Genomic DNA, 15523 nt, shown 5'->3' with positions numbered 1-15523 from the left:
GCGCGGTCGTATGGTCATGCCACCCAGCGAATGAGGCAGAGAGAGAATGAATGACTCATTCCAGAGCAGTGAATTGCAGGGTGTCTCTCGCACGCGCCTCACCGACCAAACGGCTGCTGCCCTGCGCGAGTACATCCTTTCCAACAACCTCCCGCCCGGAACGCGACTGCCGTCCGAACCGAAGTTGGCGGCCGCGCTCGGGGTCAGCCGTAATGTCCTGCGACAGGCCGTGGCCTCCTTGGAGGCCCTGGGAATGCTGCGGGTGACACAGGGCAGCGGCACCTATGTCGCCGATCTCGCCGACACCGAGGTGTTCCAGCAGATCGCCGCCTGGATGGGAACGGGAATCCTCAACGAGGAGGACTATCTCGAGGTTCGTGCGATCTGGGAGCGCGGCATCTACGCACTGGTCATGGACCGAGCGCGTCCCGCCGACCTCGATCGGCTCGACAAGATAGCTGTCGCGATGGTCGAGACAGACGACCCTGACGAGGCGGTGGCCCGACATCAGGAGTTCCACGACGCACTGCTCCAGGTCACCGGAAACCAGTTCCTCGTGACCACCGGTACGATCCTGCACAGATTCTTCTGGGAGTTCGGATATCGCGACGCGCTGGTCCGCAAGCCGCCCGTGGCGCGACTTCTCGACGGTCATCGTCTGATCGTCCGACTGTTGCGCTCGCGTGATCCGGGCAACATTCAGGAAATGATCGATCTCCACCTGTCGCCGCATCTGAGCGCCGACGACACAGGGCACCGCGGATAGGTTCCGGGTGTCACGAGCGAGCACACCGCTCCTTTTTCACGTGTGCGTGGGCTGGATCTGGATCGACATCGCGGGGGCAAGGCTCGGCCCGTCAGGGAACCGAGGGAGGGAAGCGAGATGGAACGACCGAGCGAACCAACGAGCGCTCCTGTGAGCGAACCGATGACGACAAACCACCTGCGGCGCATGTCCACCCTGAGTCGTCGGGGCTTCCTGGCCGCGGGTGCGGGCGCGTTGACCCTCGCCGCCTGCGGCGGCGAGTCCCAGCCGACACAAAGCGGCGCCGGAACGAAGAACGCACTCGGTGTGAAGCTGCCCGCCGGTGCGGCACCGGCCGGTGACCAGTACTACGTACAGCCCTTCGACTCGACCGGGGCGAGCTACAAGGCACTCGACTTCTACGAGTCCGTCTACTCGCGCGCGCCACTGGCCGACCAGTTCACGATCCCGCTTGTCCGGCTCAACCGGGACTACAGCATCGTGCCGGGGGCCGCGACGAGTTGGGAGCAGTCCGCCGACCTCACCAGTTGGACCTTCCATCTCCGCAAGGGAATCATGTGGTCGGACGGCAAGGAGTTGACCGCCGCCGACTACGTCGAGACCCTGCGCTACTCCGCGGAGCCGAAGCACGCCTGGGACTTCACCTGGTTCTGGTCCGGGGTCATCAAGGACTACAAGGAGGCCGTGGCGGGCGAGGTCCCGGCCAACTCCATCGGTGTGAAACAGGGCAGTGACAAGTACACCCTGGTCATCGAGACGGAGGGGCCGATCGCCTACGTCCCGTCGGCCTGCCTCTACACCACTCCCCTGTCGGCCGCGGCGCTCGATAAGTACGGTTCCGGCAGCTACAACATCAACCCGGAGACCTGCGTCACCTGCGGGCCCTACACGCTGACGAAGTTCGACCCGACGGCGACCATCGTCCTTGGGCCGAACAAGAAGTACACCGGCCCGTTCAAACCGGCGATCGACACCCTGGTCGGGAAGATCTACGCGGGCGGCGACATGCTGCCGCGCTTCCAGACCGGGCAGATCGACCAGATCGGCGTGACGCCGCTCAACCTCAAGGTCGCCGCGAAGAACCCCAGGACCAAGGACCTCCACCTCTACAAGAACCCCAACGACTTCCAGATCTGGTACACCTTCTTCGACACCACGAAGGCGCCGTTCAACAACGTCAAGGTCCGCCAGGCACTGGCGCACTGCGTCGACCGCGACGCCATCATCAAGAGCCTGCTGGAGCCGCTGGCGACCCCCGCCTACGGATACCTCACGCCCGGCTACCCCTTCGCCGTCGAGGAGCCGCTCAAGCCCCACACCAACTACGACCCGCAGAAGGCGAAGGCCCTTCTCGCCGAGGCCGGTTTCCCGGACGGCCGCGGCTTCCCCGAGGTCACCTTCAACTGGTGGGCCAACGCGGTCTCCAACACGAGCTCCGTCGTCCAGGCGCTGACCGAGAACTGGAACAAGACCCTCGGCGTCAACATCCGCCTGCAGGAGATCGACAAGACGACGTTCTACGACCGCATGAACAAGAAGCCGACGCAGCTCACGATGGGCTTCGTGCCCTACGGGATGGACTACTTCGACGCGTCGAACATGCTCAGCGTCTACAAGAGCGGCGGTCGGCACAACTGGGACAACGCGGAGTACGACGAACTGCTGGCCAAGGGCGCTGCCGAGAGCGACACGACGAAGCGCCAGGACATCTACACCCAGGCACAGGTGCTGCTGACCCAGGACGCGCCCGCCGTCTTCATCTTCCACCTGCTCTACGGCTACTACTACGCGCCGTACATCAAGGGTGCCGCGCTGGGCAAGAACGCCGACGGGTACGACGGGATCCAGTGGCCGGGCTTCAACTCGACCAGCGACTCCCTCCAGCAACTCCACGTCGCTGACAACGTGGACAGTTGGCCGCGCCAGAAGCCGACCGATCTCCAGTGAGCTGCCGGACGGACTGGAGAAAGTAGTGGTGGCGCGGTGATCGCCTATCTCGCTCGACGCTTCCTGACCCTGCTGCTGGTCATGCTCGTCACGACCATGCTGATCTTCGCCCTCATGCACGCCGTGCCGGGTGGTCCTTTCGACCAGACCCAACAGCCCCTACCCGCGCCCGCGATGGCCAACATCATGCGCAAGTACGGCCTTGACGAGCCGATCTGGCGGCAGTACCTCAACTGGCTCTGGGCTCTGCTGCACGGTGATCTCGGCATCCCCTTCGAGCAACCGACGATGACGGTGGCCGGACTCATCGCGAAGGCGTGGCCGATCACCCTGATCGTCGGCGCCTGCACGATCGTCCTCTCCTACGTCGGCGGCCTGGTGATGGGCTGCGTCGCGGCGCTGAAGCACAACACCTGGATCGACTGGGTGCTCACCTCGGCGGTGTCGACGATCGGTGTCGCGCTGCCCAACTACGTCGTCGGCTTCCTGTTGATCTCGATCTTCTCGGTGAAGCTCGGCTGGCTGCCCGCCGGCGGCTGGGGTCGACCGCAGGACCTGATCCTGCCGGTGATCGCGTTCTCGCTGTATCCGATGGCCCTGATGGCGAGGTTCACCAGGGCCAGCACCCTCGAGGTGACCTACGCCGACTACGTGCGGATGGGTCGTGCGCGTGGGTTGTCAGAACGCAGGATCACCGTGCGGTACGTCCTGCGTACGGCCCTGATCCCGCTGATCACGATCATGGGACCCAACATCCCCAACATCCTGACCGGCTCGATCTTCATCGAGGCCACCTTCGCGCTGCCCGGCCTGGGCAGCTACTTCACCACGGCGAGCCTGCACCGGGACTACCCCCTCATCCTGGCGCTGGTGCTGATCGTGGCGGTGCTCTGGGGCACCTGCTACATCCTCAGCGACATCGCCTACACGATCGTCGACCCTCGAGTCCGTCTGGAGGGACTGTCCCGATGAGCCTTCCGCAAGGGTCGGTTGTCGCCGGCCGTAGGCCGGCCCGCGCCGACTCCAGCTTCTGGCACGCGGCGTGGTATCGCTACCGGAAGAACCGCCTGGCGCTGGTGAGTGGGATCGTGGCCGTCCTCATCCTGCTGGTGGCGGCGTTGGCCCCGCTCCTCGCGCCGTACGGATATGCCGCCCAGGATCTCAACCAGTCGCTCACGGGACCCAGCCTCGACCATCTCCTCGGCACCGACCAGTTGGGCAGGGACATCCTCAGCCGGGCGATCTACGGCGCCCAGACCTCGATGACGATCGCGATCGGTGCACCGCTCGTGGGCGCGCTGATCGGTATTCCGATCGGCATCGCGAGCGGGTGGTTCGGCGGCGTCGCCGACTTCTTCACCCAGCGGGCCTTCGAGGTCTTCACGATGGTCCCGCAGGTCCTGATGGCGCTGCTGCTGATCGCGCTGTTCGGCTCCGGCGTCCTGAAACTCCTTCTCTTCCTCGGCGTGACGGCCTGGGTCGGCTTCGCCCGACTCGCCCGCGCGCAGTACATCGCCCTCCGGGACCGCGACTTCGTCGTGGCCGCACGGGCGCTGGGAGTGCCGACCTGGCGCATCATCTTCGTGCACATCCTGCCCAGCGCGGTCGGGCCGATGATCGTCTTCTTCGTCCAGCAGATACCGGCGACGATCTTCGCGGCGGCCGGCTTCAGCTTCCTCGGACTCGGCGTCCAGGACCCCCTCGCCGACTGGGGAAAGATGATCAACGACGGTCAGCAGTACCTCACCGTCAGTCTGGTGGTCGCGCTGCTTCCCATCATCTGCATCGCACTGGCCACCCTCACCTTCAGCTTCGCCGGGGACGGACTGCGCGATGCCCTCGACCCGACGTCAAGGTAGGCCTGCATGCCTGATGAGCTGAACGGCGCGCCGCTGCTGGACGTGCGGGACCTGCACGTCTCCTTCGACCTCGAACGCAGCACCGTCTACGCCGTGCAGGGACTGAACCTCTCGGTACGGCCCGGGGAGCGGGTCGGTGTCGTGGGCGAGAGCGGTTCGGGCAAGAGCGTCTCGGCCCAGTCGATCATGCGGATGGTGCCCTCGCCCGGACGCATCACCAAGGGCGAGATCGTCTTCGCCGGCGAGGACGTGCGTGCCCTCCCCGAGTCCCGGATGCGGCAGATCCGGGGTGCCCGGATCGGGCTGATCCCACAGAGCCCGATGACCTCCCTCAACCCCGTCCTCACCATCGAGGCGCACTTCCAGGAGGTGCTGTCCGCGCACCTGGACATGACCGGTCAGGACAGCCGGGAGCGGACGGTCGAACTGCTGCGCTCGGTCGGCATCCCCGACCCCGCCACCCGCATGCGCGAGTATCCGCATCGCCTGAGCGGTGGACAGCTCCAACGCGTGATGATCGCCCTGGCCATGGCCTGCCGGCCCCGGCTGCTCATCGCCGACGAACCCACGACAGCGCTCGACGTCACCATCCAGGCGCAGATCCTGGAGCTGTTCGACGACCTGGTGGCGCACTCCAACCTCGGCGCCATCCTGATCACCCACAACCTCGGCATCGTCGCCGGCCACTGCGACCGGGTGGTCGTCATGTACGCCGGCCGCGTCATGGAGACGGCCGCGGTCCTCGACCTCTTCGCCCGCCCGGCACACCCCTACACCCTGGGACTGTTGCGCTGCGTACCGCGGCTGACGGCGAAGAGGTCACGGGTCTTCCACGCCATTCCGGGACTCCCACCCCGGGTGACCGAGTTGGTGGAAGGCTGCCCGTTCGCCCCGCGCTGCGAGCGCGCCACCGACCAGTGCCGTACGCACACCCCTCCGCTGGAGGAGATCGGGACCGGACACGCGACCGCCTGCTGGCATCCGGTCGCAGAAGTGACGGAGGTCGCGCGATGATGCCGACATCGACGGATCAGGAAGTGAGCGTCGCACCGGCGCGCGCATCGTTGCTCGAGGTCGAGGGACTGGTCGTGCACTACGACGTTCGCGGTGCAGGCACGGTCGTACGCCGCCGCGAGACCGTCCACGCTGTCGACGGTGTGAACTTCGCGCTCGGCACCCACGAAACACTCGGCCTGGTGGGTGAGAGCGGCTGCGGCAAGAGCACGACCGGGCGGTCCGTCCTGCTCCTCGAACGCCCCACCGCGGGCCGGATCCGCTTCGAGGGTCGAGACCTCGCCACGCTCGGACGCCGCGAGCTGGCCGGGTTACGGCGGCGCATGCAGATCGTCTTCCAGGATCCCATCGGTTCGCTCAACCCACGGCACACCGTGGGCCAACTCCTCCGCGAGCCGCTTCGCGTGCACCACCTGGTGCCGAAGGCCCAGCAACGAGAACGCGTCCAGGAGTTGCTGGCACTCGTGGGGCTGCCCGCCGACGCGGTCTCGCGTTTCCCGCACGAGTTCAGTGGGGGTCAGTGCCAACGGATCGCGATCGCGCGGGCCCTCGCGGTGGAGCCGAGGTTCCTCGTCCTCGACGAACCCGTGTCGGCGCTCGACGTGTCGATCCAGGCGCAGATCCTGCAACTGCTGACCGATCTGCAGAACCGGCTCGGCCTCGCCTACCTCTTCATCGCCCACGACCTCGCCGTCGTCGGCCAGATGAGCGACCGGGTGGCCGTGATGTACCTCGGGAAGATCGTCGAGATCGCCGACCGCGACTCCCTCTACGCGCGTCCGCACCACCCCTACACGCAGGCGCTCTTCTCGGCGGTGCCGGTCCCCGATCCGACACGGCGTCGCGAGCCGACCCGCGCCTCGGTGACCGGCGAGGTGCCGAGTTCCCTGGCCCCACCGCCTGGTTGCCGCTTCCACACGCGCTGTCCGCTCGCCCAGGAACGCTGCCGCGTCGAGGAACCCCTGCTCGAGTCGGTCGGCGCCGGACACGAGGTCGCGTGCCACTTCGCGGAGCAGGCCGTGCGCGACCACCCGGTGGGCGTCAGCCGCCCTTCGACGTCGGGGTCTCGGTGACCTCCGGAACCGGGGTGTCAGGGTTGCCGTCGACGGCCGCCGCGAGCTGAGGCACCAGCCGCTCGAGCACCATGGGCAGGCTCAGCACGGTGATGAAGGACGTGCCACCGTGGTAGGCCTTCGCCCGGTCACCAGCGATGAAGATGTCGCGGTGCTGCTTGCTGACGTCCAGGGAGGTGTAGAGCCGGCTCGAGTCGACCTTCTTCTTGTCCGCCTCGTAGAAGTCGAGCAGCCAGACGAGCGCGTCCACATCGAGCAGGTCGGTCCGTTCGTTGCTGATGGTCGCGCCGAAGTCCTTGCCGGTCACCTCGTCGAGCCCCGCGGGCATGACGAAACCGAGCGACTTCAACAGCTGACCGCGCGGATCGGCGGCACTGTAGACGTAGAAACCCTCATAGGGTGTGGCGACCAGCCCCGTCTTGCCCTTGAACGACGGGTTGTCCGCGACGTACTTCGCGATCACCGCCTCGAGGTCGTCGACGAGCTTCCTGGCCTGCTCCGGTCGGCCCACCGCGGCGCCGACGCCCAGAGTGACCTCCTGCCAGGACGCGGCCCAGTGGATGGCGTTGCCCTTCGGCTGCGCGGCGGTCGGGGCGATCTGGGAGAGGGTGTCGTAGTCCTTCTGCGTGAGTGCGGAGTAGATCCCGATGATCAGGTCGGGCTGGAGCGCCGCGACCTTCTCGTACTGGATGCCGTCGGCGGCGGGGAGGACCTGCGGGACCGGGGCGTCTCCGAGCCGTTCCCTGGCCCACGGCCAGAGCGCGCCGGGATACTCACCGAACCACTCCGTGGCAGCGATCGGAGCGATGCCGAGTGCGAGCAGAGCGTCCTGCTCCATGAGTCCCACGACCACGACCCGCTTGGGTTCGGCGGAGATGGTCGTGCTCCCGTAGCGGTGCTCGACGGTCCTGGGGAACGTCGCGTCGCCTGAGGGCGCCGCGGACGGATCGGTCCCGGTCGTCTTTCCGGGGTTGGTGCTCTCACCACCGCAGCCGGTGACCGAGGCCAGGAACGCGGCGGCCAGGGCGCCACCGAAGGTCCGCCGCGACAGAAAGCGCCGCGACAGAACGTAGGAATGAGGGTCAGTCAGGCTGCCCACGTGCGCCTCCAGGTGCGGTCGACGGCTCACCACCGTAAAGTTGGGGTAGCCTACCCTAACTCGGCACCCTCACACGCCCGAGTATCGCCACCTGCGCCGCCTTTGGGCTCTCGACCGGGAACGCGATGGCCGGGGCCGATCCGGTCAGGCCGCCGGTGGTCCGGTCAACTCGGCGCAGAGAACCTCCACGAACTCACCGACCCGCTGCTCCGGTACGTGACGGGCGAGGTCGGCTTCGCTGATCATGCCGACCACACGCCGGTCGTCGAGCACCGGAAGCCGATGGATCCGGTGCGTCTCCATGGTCTCCAGCACCCGCTCGACATCGGCGTTCGCGTCGATCGTGAACGGCTTGCCCTGCGCGAGTTCGCCGGCGGTCATGGTCGCCGGGTCACCGCCGGTCGCGACGCACATCACCACGATGTCCCGGTCGGTGATCATGCCGTGCAGCCGGTCGTCGTCGCCACAGATCGGCAGGGCACCGATGTTCAGATCGCGCATCATTCGGGCGGCGTCCCGGAGTGTCTCGTTCTCGCCAACGCAGGTGATGCCCGCGTGCATGATGTCCCGTGCGGTTGTCATGGTGGCCCCCTTGCCTCGTTGGCATGTCTGACAAATCCGAAGATCCTCGCGGAGCTCACCCGCATGATCCCGATGCCCCGCGAGACGGTGGTACTTCCAGTGAACGAGGTTCGCCCACGCCCTGTGCAGTGCCGGATGTGAAACGTTCGCGGGACCTTCGCCATACGCGGCTCGGGGCGGGACACCTGCTCGACGGCCGGGTCGCGCGGGTCACCTATGGTCTGGGTGCATGGGGTTCACGCGTGCGCAACTCGAAGCGTTCCGCGGGCACACGCTGCCCGACCTGGTAGCACCGGACGTGCGGCTGCTGTTCGTCGGGATCAACCCCGGACTCCTGACCGTCGCCGTACAGAGCCATTTCGGCCGCCGGGGAAACCGGTTCTACCCGGCCCTGTTCCGGGCCGGCATCATCGATCGTCTGATCGACGCCTCCGGCGGCTACGCCGAGGAGGATCGTTCCCACCTCCTCGCGCGCGGCATCGGGATCACGAATCTGGTCGCGCGTGCCACCGCCAGAGCCGACGAACTCACTGCGGCCGAACTCGTCGCCGGCGCGGACGACCTGCGACGACGCGTCGGTGCGCTCGCCCCGAAGGTCGTGGCGATCCTGGGCGTCACCGCCTATCGCACGGCGTTCGGGAGGCCGCGCACGGCGGTGGGGCGCCAACCCGAGGACCTCGGCGGCTCACAGCTGTGGGTGGTTCCGAACCCGAGCGGTCTGAACGCGCACGCGACGGTCGCGTCCCTGGCCATGGCCTATCGCGACGTCGCCGTCGCGGCCGGCCTCCGGATCGAGACCGCCCAGTGAGTTTCATCCTTCGCTGAGTTCACTTTGGCTGAGTTCACTTGACGCTGAGTTCAGCATCGAATGTACAGTTCTTCCATGCTGAAGGTCGCCACCGAGGCCAAGGTGCTCTCGCGGTTCGGGCACGCTCTGTCCGATCCGACGAGATCGCGGATCCTGCTGGCGTTGCGGGAGGGACCGCGCTACCCGGCGGACCTCGCCGAGATGCTCGGCGCCTCGCGTACGAACCTGTCCAACCACCTGGCCTGCCTGCGCGGCTGCGGTCTGGTGATCACGGCGTCCGAGGGACGCCGGACCAGGTACGAACTTGCCCAGCCGGAGATCGCGCACGCACTCGGTGACCTGCTCGGGTTGGTGCTGGCCGTCGATCCGGCGGCCTGCGCGACCTCGGAGACCGAGGGGTGCTGCTGACAACTCGGGCCGGTTCGCCCGACCCACGCCCGGCATACGCGCCCGACCGATGACCACTGGTTCGGCGGCATGGTGGGCGCGGGTGCTCTTCGCCGGCGCCCTCCTGTTGTCCACGGCGGCCCTCACGCTGACCGCGACCGGGGCGCTTCCGACGATCGCGACGCTGGCGGGACCCGCGTCCTGGACGGTCGGCCTCCTGGTGACCCTCGTCGGCTTCGCCGTGGTGCTGACCGCCCAGCAGACCATGGGCGCCTCCTGGCGGATCGGGGTCGACGAGACCGAACGCACCGATCTGGTCGTACGCGGGATGTTCACCCTGGTGCGCAACCCGATCTTCACCGGCATGATCACGGCGACCGCCGGGCTCACACTCATGGCGCCCAGCTGGCTCCAACTGGGTGCCCTCGCCTGCCTGGTCGCCGGCATCGAGTTGCAGGTCCGCGTCGTCGAGGAGCCCTACCTCGCGCGCACCCACGGCGCCGCGTACTCCGCCTACACCGACCGGGTGGGCCGTTTCCTTCCGCGTGTCGGCCAGGGTCGCCTCGACCAAGCGCCGTCTGGACGCTGAGACCCGCACCGTCGGTGTCACTCAGCCGGCGATCGGATCCTTCCGCCTGGCCTCAGATGTGGGTGGGGTGCTCGTGCTCGATGTGGCCGGCGGGCTCGACCTGCAGGGTCGAGTGTTCGACGTCGAAGTGTCCGGCCAGGCAGTGCTGGAGTTCGTCGAGAATCCGGGGTGCGTGTCCGTCGCTGAAGCACTCGGTGTCGACCACGATGTGCGCGGTCAGGACGGGCAGGCCGGAGGTCACCGTGTGGACGTGCAGGTCGTGCACGTCGCGTACGTGGTCGACCTCGCGAATGTGGCGGCGGATCTCGTCCAGGTCCACCCCTTCCGGTGCTGACTCCAGGAGGATGTTCACGGCCTCCCCCAGCAGCTTCACCGCCCGAGGAAGGATCACCAGCCCGATCACGACGGAGACCAGTGCGTCGGCGCGCAGGAAGCCGCTTGTCGCGATGACGGCGGCGGCGATCAACACGCCCACGGAAGTGAGCGTGTCCGTGACCACTTCCAGGAAGGCTCCGCGCATGTTCAGGCTCGCCTCGCGGGCCCGGAACAACAACGCGACACCGACGAGGTTGCCGACCAGGCCGATCAGCGCGAACAGCGCCATCCCTCCAGGCTCGACCGGACTCGGCTCGATCAGCCGGCGTATCCCCTCGACGAGCACGTACACACCGATACCGGCGAGCACCAGGCCGTTGACGGCGGCGGCGAGGATCTCCGCCCGCGCCCAGCCGAAGGTTCGTCGTCCGGTCGGTGGGCGTGCGGCCAGGATGGTGGCGAGGAGCGCCAGTGCGACCCCGCCGCTGTCGGCCAACACGTGACCGGCGTCGGCGAGCAGGGCGAGGCTGCCGGAGACCGCGGCGCCGATGGCCTGGGCAGCGAACGTCACCAAAGCGATCACCAGCGTGCCGGTCAGGGCTCCTTTGTGCCGACCGGTTGCCGTGACATGACCGTGACCGTGGCCATGACCGGGACTATGACCGGAGCTGTCCATCGTCTCCTCCGCATCGTCCTTCAGGATGGATGGCGTCGGTGTGTTCGGTGTGCGCGAACGCGAGATCGAGGAGCATCCGGACGTGAGCGTCGTCCAGGCGGTAGTACGCGACCCGGCCACGGCGACGAACCGAGACCACTCGGTGCGCGCGCAGCAGGCGAAGGGCGTGCGAGGTCGAGGACTCGCTCAGCCCGCTGACGGCAGCCAGATCACACACGCACAGCTCACCGTCGAGCAGTGCCACCAGCAGGCCGACCAGGATCCGCGAGCAGACCGAACACGTCCGCGGTGTCGACGACGTCGTTCTCGGCGGGCATTCGGGTGCGCACGTCCGCGACCCGTTCCGGGTCGACCAACCGGACGGCGCAGCCCTCGACTCGCTCCACCTCTGAACGATTGTTCACATGTCCACACTGTGGGCCTCGCGCGGGCAGTGTCAACGGGCGCGCGTGGCCACAATGGGATGCCTCACGGTGACGGCCACTGACAGAATCTCTCCCGTGAAGATCGTGATACCTGGTGGCACGGGGCAGATCGGCGGGATTCTCACTCGTTCGCTGACCGAGGCAGGTCACGACGTCACGGTGCTGAGCCGTCGCGTCGACCAATCCATGGGGCCGGGCGTCCGGATGGTGCGGTGGGACGGGCGTACCAGGGGCAGCTGGACCGAGGAGGTCGACGGCTGCGACGCGCTGATCAACCTCGCGGGTCGCAGCGTCAGCTGCCGCTACACGCCGGCCAACCTGCAGGAGATGATGAGCTCGCGGGTCGACTCGGCCCGCGTGGTCGGCGAGGCGATCGAGGAAGCCACGAAGCCGCCGCGGGTCTGGCTGCAGATGAGCACGGCCACGATCTACGCGCACCGGTTCGACGCCCCCAACGACGAGGTCACCGGCATCATCGGTGGAGCCGAGAAGGACACTCCCGCCTACTGGTCGTACAGCGTCGACATCGCCAGGGCCTGGGAGGCCGCGCAGGAGGAGCGCACCACACCGGGGACGCGGAAGGTCGCCCTGCGCACCGCCATCGTCATGAGCCCTGACCGTGGCGGCGCCTTCGACGTCCTGCTCCGACTGGCGCGACTCGGACTCGGCGGCGCGGTCGCGGGCGGGGCGCAGTTCGTGTCGTGGATCCACGACGTCGACCTCGCCCGTGCCGTCGACTTCCTCCTCACCCGAGACGACCTGACCGGCCCGGTCAACGTCGCGGCGCCGCATCCGTTGCCGAACCGCGCCTTCATGCGGGCCGTGCGCGCCGCCTGGAAGGTGCCGCTCGGCCTGCCGGCCACGAGATGGATGGCCGAGTTGGGCGCGTTCGCCATCCGTTCCGACACCGAGCTCCTGCTGAAGAGCCGACGCGTCGTTCCCGGACGGCTGGTCGACGCGGGCTTCGACTTCGAGTTCCCGGAGTGGCCGGAGGCCGCCGCCGACCTGGTCCGTCGCGTCCGGGCCCGTTGACCACCCGGCGGTCCCACCGCGCTAAGACTTACGCCCATGACTCACACCGAAACCGTTTCCGGGCACCTGCAACGGGATCCGCTGCCGCTACGCGGCCGTGTCGCCGTGGTAACCGGAGTGAGCCGACGCGCCGGCATCGGCTTCGCGACCGCCCGCCGACTTGGCGCCATGGGCGCGAGTCTCTTCCTTCACCACTACGCACCACATGACCGCGACCAGCCCTGGGGAGCAGACCCCGACGGACCACAGGCCCTGGTCGACGCGGTGGCCGACACCCTGGTCGATGACGCGGCCGTTCACCACACCGACCTTGACCTGGCGAATCCCGACGCAGCCGCCCAGTTGATCGAGGCAGCAAGAGACGCCTACGGGCACATCGACATCCTCGTCTGCAACCACGCCCGGAGTGGGGGAGACGGCCCACTGGGCGCGCTGGACGCCACGATGCTCGACGCCCACTGGGCCGTGAACACCCGATCGGTTCTCCTGCTCGCCCAGGCATTCGCCGCGCAGCACGACGGGCGTCCCGGCGGCCGGGTCATCTTCATGACCTCCGGACAGGACCTCGGCCCCATGCGCGACGAGATCGCCTACGCCACAGCCAAAGGCGCACTCGCCTCGATCACCCGCACCCTGGCCGACCACCTGGCCGACCAGGCGATCACCCTCAACACGGTCAATCCCGGCCCCGTCGACACCGGCTATGCACCACCCGACGTCCACGAGGCAGTGCGCCGTCACTTTCCCACTCGACGCTGGGGCACGCCCGACGACCCGGCCCGCCTCATCGCCTGGCTCGCCAGCGACGAAGCCACATGGATCACCGGCCAGGTCATCAACACCGAAGGCGGCTTCCGCCGGTGGGACTGACCGAAGCAGGCCGGCACCACGCACCGGCAAGCAAGCCTCAGGGACGCGCTTGGACGGAGGCGAGAGGTACGCGGGTCCCCTGCCGCCACACCGCCAGCACCGACAACGTGTCGCCGATGTCCCTGGTGGGGTCGCCCGCGACCAGCACCAGGTCGGCCCGCCGGCCGGGTCCGATCCGTCCGCGGTCGCAGAGCCCGAAGCGTTGTGCCGGCAGGGAGGTCGCGGCCCGCAACGCCTCGGTCGGACTCATTCCGGCGCGCACCAGGAGCCGCAGTTCGCCGTGCAGGCTTGCTCCGTGCGCCACGCCCGACACCCCGAAGTGGGCCGCGTCGGTTCCGGCGAGGACGTCGACACCGGCCGCGCGCAGGGCGGCGAGGGAGGCCAGCGCGACGTCGAAGTTCTCCGGCGGAAGAGTGCCCCACGGAGCCGCGAGGTTGTCCAACCAGTCCGCCGGCAGCTTGGACCGCACGCGCGGATCCCGCGCGAGGTCCGTTCCGGCCGACTGGCCTGTGGTGGAAGCGAGCATGCTCAGCGTGGGGACCACGAACGCTCCGGAGGCCGCGATCCGCTCAACGACGTCCGCGGTGTGCGGGCCATCGACGAAGAGGTGGGTCAGACCGTCGACCCCCGCCGCGATCACCTGGCGGGTGGCGTCGACGGTGAGCGCGTGCGCGAGCACCATCCGGTCGCGGGCGTGCGCTTCGCGCGCCGCTGCCGTGATGAGTTCCGGCGCGACACTCGGCAGCGACGTTCCGAGTACCCGCCCGTCCTCCAGATGGACCTTGAGATAGTCGGCGCCCTCCGCCAGCCGATCCTCGACGAACTCCGCCACGTCCTCGACCCGGGTGGCGGTGGGCCAGGACGGATCGCCCATCCCCCGCCGCAGCTGGTGCGGATGCCCCTGCGGATGGGTGAGTGACACCGACGGGCTTCGGACGTCCGCGAAGGTCCGGTCCTCCGCTACCTCGCGGCGCAAAGGGATCATGGTCTGCGGAACCGAGGTCATGTCCAGTTCGGTGGTGATCCCGAACGTCAGCGCCTGGCGCAGCGGCTCCGAACCGGTATGGGTGTGCGCGTCGATCAGACCTGGCAGTAACGTCGCGTCGCTGCCGTCGACCACCTCATCGTCCGCCGGCACCATCATGCCGGCCGCGCCGACGGCAGCGACACGTTCGTCGACGACCCGGACGTCGAGTTCGCCCAGCGCACGTTCGCCGTCGAACACCCGAGCTCCCCGAATCACGAACGCACTCATCACAACCTCACTGAACGGTTGAGGCCCGGGTCCCGAATGGTCGGGTCCCGAATGCCTGGGCGCCCCGTGCGGCCAGCTCCTGCGCCGGTCGCGAGCCGTCATTCTCAGCATGACACGGTGCCGGCCGGGCCCGGTTTGACGCGTTCGCGCCATTCCTGGCGTTCCCGGAACAGTCCGCGAGGAGCCCGGCCGAACTCCGCCCGTCGATGGCCCGACTCACCCGGTGAGGCTCTGCTGCGACCTGAACTCGGTCGGTGACAAGCCGACCTTGCGGCCGAAGATGCGGGCGAAGTAGGTCGGATCCTCGTATCCGACCTGCCGCGCCACCGACGAGACCCCGAGATCCGAGGTGGCGAGCAGTTCCTTCGCGACGGGATCGGTCCGTGGTCCGTCGCGGTGGCAGGCGGCGGCGACACCCAAGAACGCCTGCTGCAGCGGCACCACGTCCACCACCTGGGCGACCGGCCGTGCGCGCGGAATGTAGCCGAGTTCCTCATAGCCGGTGGTGGCCGAACCCCCGAAGAGAACCCAGTGCTCGGCCCAGCCGCGGGAGTCCGGGCCGTAGGAGTGCGGCACGCCTGGGACGAGCCAGAAGAGGGCGGGAGCGACAACGTCGCGTACCTCCTGGTCGCCGAGTCGCACCTGGCCGCGACCGGCGGTGACGAAGACGGCGGCGTGGCAGTCGAGTACGCGACCCCGGCTCGGCCGGGCGACTCCTTCCTGGTACCCCGCCCCCAGGCAGTACAGCCCCAGCCGCTCGTGGGAGGCGTTCGGCGTCAGGTAGCGCATCCGCCTGACGGCCACCGCGGGCTCCTCTCGATGTCAC

18 protein-coding genes are annotated in these 15523 nt (G+C 68.2%); 11 read left to right on the top strand and 7 right to left on the bottom strand.

What is annotated here, in order from left to right:
* The first annotated feature begins 46 nt into the window (after window positions 1–46).
* The 6 genes from HEB94_RS29095 (at window position 47) to HEB94_RS29070 (ending at window position 6659) form a co-directional block, all read left to right on the top strand.
* On the top strand, window positions 47–766 hold the full coding sequence (locus HEB94_RS29095; protein ID WP_192752835.1) for a FadR/GntR family transcriptional regulator: 720 nt from the start codon (window positions 47–49) through the stop codon (window positions 764–766).
* A 186-nt stretch (window positions 767–952) separates the two neighbouring features.
* The gene (locus HEB94_RS29090; protein ID WP_192752834.1) at window positions 953–2713 is read left to right on the top strand and encodes a peptide ABC transporter substrate-binding protein; all 1761 of its coding nucleotides are present in this window, start codon (window positions 953–955) and stop codon (window positions 2711–2713) included.
* Between the two features lie 36 nt (window positions 2714–2749).
* Window positions 2750–3685, top strand: coding sequence for an ABC transporter permease subunit (locus HEB94_RS53755; RefSeq protein WP_192752833.1), 936 nt, complete (start codon window positions 2750–2752; stop codon window positions 3683–3685).
* Complete coding sequence (locus tag HEB94_RS29080; RefSeq protein WP_192752832.1) at window positions 3682–4572, top strand: ABC transporter permease; 891 nt, start codon at window positions 3682–3684, stop codon at window positions 4570–4572. The genes HEB94_RS53755 and HEB94_RS29080 overlap by 4 nt, the downstream gene beginning before the upstream one ends.
* A 6-nt stretch (window positions 4573–4578) precedes the next feature.
* The gene (locus HEB94_RS29075; protein WP_192752831.1) at window positions 4579–5586 is read left to right on the top strand and encodes an ABC transporter ATP-binding protein; all 1008 of its coding nucleotides are present in this window, start codon (window positions 4579–4581) and stop codon (window positions 5584–5586) included.
* A gap of 23 nt (window positions 5587–5609) precedes the next feature.
* A complete protein-coding gene (locus HEB94_RS29070) occupies window positions 5610–6659 on the top strand; it encodes an ABC transporter ATP-binding protein (protein WP_337918038.1) in 1050 nt (349 codons plus the stop codon).
* On the opposite strand, the gene HEB94_RS29065 is transcribed toward HEB94_RS29070, so the two are convergent.
* Window positions 6628–7758, bottom strand: coding sequence for an ABC transporter substrate-binding protein (locus HEB94_RS29065; RefSeq protein ID WP_202896614.1), 1131 nt, complete (start codon window positions 7756–7758; stop codon window positions 6628–6630). The genes HEB94_RS29070 and HEB94_RS29065 overlap by 32 nt on opposite strands.
* A 144-nt stretch (window positions 7759–7902) precedes the next feature.
* Window positions 7903–8340 carry a CBS domain-containing protein gene (locus HEB94_RS29060; protein WP_192752830.1) on the bottom strand — a complete coding sequence of 146 codons (438 nt, stop codon included), beginning with the start codon at window positions 8338–8340 and terminating at the stop codon, window positions 7903–7905.
* Between the two features lie 229 nt (window positions 8341–8569).
* On the opposite strand from HEB94_RS29060, the gene HEB94_RS29055 reads away from it, so the two are divergent.
* The 3 genes from HEB94_RS29055 to HEB94_RS29045 all read left to right on the top strand — a co-directional run bounded on the left by HEB94_RS29055 (window position 8570) and on the right by HEB94_RS29045 (window position 10124).
* Window positions 8570–9148: a mismatch-specific DNA-glycosylase gene (locus HEB94_RS29055; RefSeq protein ID WP_192752829.1), complete on the top strand. Its 579-nt coding sequence runs from the start codon at window positions 8570–8572 to the stop codon at window positions 9146–9148.
* Window positions 9149–9223: 75 nt separating this feature from the next.
* A complete protein-coding gene (locus HEB94_RS29050; protein ID WP_192752828.1) occupies window positions 9224–9556 on the top strand; it encodes an ArsR/SmtB family transcription factor in 333 nt (110 codons plus the stop codon).
* A gap of 49 nt (window positions 9557–9605) precedes the next feature.
* The gene (locus HEB94_RS29045) at window positions 9606–10124 is read left to right on the top strand and encodes a methyltransferase family protein (protein ID WP_192752827.1); all 519 of its coding nucleotides are present in this window, start codon (window positions 9606–9608) and stop codon (window positions 10122–10124) included.
* A gap of 52 nt (window positions 10125–10176) precedes the next feature.
* Here the strand turns inward: HEB94_RS29045 and HEB94_RS29040 are convergent, their stop codons facing one another.
* The 3 genes from HEB94_RS29040 to HEB94_RS51260 are packed head-to-tail and all read right to left on the bottom strand — an operon-like array spanning window position 10177 to window position 11501.
* A complete protein-coding gene (locus HEB94_RS29040) occupies window positions 10177–11115 on the bottom strand; it encodes a cation diffusion facilitator family transporter (RefSeq protein WP_192752826.1) in 939 nt (312 codons plus the stop codon).
* Window positions 11096–11359, bottom strand: a complete 264-nt coding sequence (locus HEB94_RS29035; RefSeq protein ID WP_337918037.1) for a metalloregulator ArsR/SmtB family transcription factor — start codon at window positions 11357–11359, stop codon at window positions 11096–11098. The genes HEB94_RS29040 and HEB94_RS29035 overlap by 20 nt, the downstream gene beginning before the upstream one ends.
* The gene (locus HEB94_RS51260) at window positions 11340–11501 is read right to left on the bottom strand and encodes a hypothetical protein (protein WP_238361664.1); all 162 of its coding nucleotides are present in this window, start codon (window positions 11499–11501) and stop codon (window positions 11340–11342) included. Before HEB94_RS51260 ends, HEB94_RS29035 begins: the two co-directional genes overlap by 20 nt.
* A 114-nt stretch (window positions 11502–11615) precedes the next feature.
* On the opposite strand from HEB94_RS51260, the gene HEB94_RS29030 reads away from it, so the two are divergent.
* Window positions 11616–12572: a TIGR01777 family oxidoreductase gene (locus HEB94_RS29030; protein ID WP_192752825.1), complete on the top strand. Its 957-nt coding sequence runs from the start codon at window positions 11616–11618 to the stop codon at window positions 12570–12572.
* Between the two features lie 36 nt (window positions 12573–12608).
* On the top strand, window positions 12609–13442 hold the full coding sequence (locus HEB94_RS29025; RefSeq protein WP_192752824.1) for an SDR family oxidoreductase: 834 nt from the start codon (window positions 12609–12611) through the stop codon (window positions 13440–13442).
* 37 nt (window positions 13443–13479) lie between these two features.
* Here the strand turns inward: HEB94_RS29025 and HEB94_RS29020 are convergent, their stop codons facing one another.
* Complete coding sequence (locus HEB94_RS29020; RefSeq protein ID WP_192752823.1) at window positions 13480–14697, bottom strand: amidohydrolase family protein; 1218 nt, start codon at window positions 14695–14697, stop codon at window positions 13480–13482.
* A gap of 216 nt (window positions 14698–14913) precedes the next feature.
* Complete coding sequence (locus HEB94_RS29015; RefSeq protein WP_192752822.1) at window positions 14914–15501, bottom strand: AraC family ligand binding domain-containing protein; 588 nt, start codon at window positions 15499–15501, stop codon at window positions 14914–14916.
* Between the last annotated feature and the right edge of the window lie 22 nt (window positions 15502–15523).

It is taken from the genome of Actinopolymorpha pittospori (assembly GCF_014873875.1).
Lineage (GTDB): Bacteria > Actinomycetota > Actinomycetes > Propionibacteriales > Actinopolymorphaceae > Actinopolymorpha > Actinopolymorpha pittospori.
Note: the sequence above shows the minus strand (reverse complement) of the source record. Positions and strands in the feature narration are given on the sequence as shown.

Excerpts from the sequence above, each read along its gene's own strand:
- HEB94_RS29075 (WP_192752831.1), top strand. The coding sequence starts at position 4,579 with ATGCCTGATGAGCTGAACGGCGCGCCGCTGCTGGACGTGCGGGACCTG.
- HEB94_RS29055 (WP_192752829.1), top strand. The coding sequence starts at position 8,570 with ATGGGGTTCACGCGTGCGCAACTCGAAGCGTTCCGCGGGCACACGCTG.
- HEB94_RS29025 (WP_192752824.1), top strand. The coding sequence starts at position 12,609 with ATGACTCACACCGAAACCGTTTCCGGGCACCTGCAACGGGATCCGCTG.
- HEB94_RS29060 (WP_192752830.1), bottom strand. The coding sequence starts at position 8,340 with ATGACAACCGCACGGGACATCATGCACGCGGGCATCACCTGCGTTGGC.
- HEB94_RS29090 (WP_192752834.1), top strand. The coding sequence starts at position 953 with ATGTCCACCCTGAGTCGTCGGGGCTTCCTGGCCGCGGGTGCGGGCGCG.
- HEB94_RS29045 (WP_192752827.1), top strand. The coding sequence starts at position 9,606 with ATGACCACTGGTTCGGCGGCATGGTGGGCGCGGGTGCTCTTCGCCGGC.
- HEB94_RS29040 (WP_192752826.1), bottom strand. The coding sequence starts at position 11,115 with ATGGACAGCTCCGGTCATAGTCCCGGTCATGGCCACGGTCACGGTCAT.
- HEB94_RS29050 (WP_192752828.1), top strand. The coding sequence starts at position 9,224 with ATGCTGAAGGTCGCCACCGAGGCCAAGGTGCTCTCGCGGTTCGGGCAC.
- HEB94_RS29020 (WP_192752823.1), bottom strand. The coding sequence starts at position 14,697 with ATGAGTGCGTTCGTGATTCGGGGAGCTCGGGTGTTCGACGGCGAACGT.
- HEB94_RS29080 (WP_192752832.1), top strand. The coding sequence starts at position 3,682 with ATGAGCCTTCCGCAAGGGTCGGTTGTCGCCGGCCGTAGGCCGGCCCGC.
- HEB94_RS29095 (WP_192752835.1), top strand. The coding sequence starts at position 47 with ATGAATGACTCATTCCAGAGCAGTGAATTGCAGGGTGTCTCTCGCACG.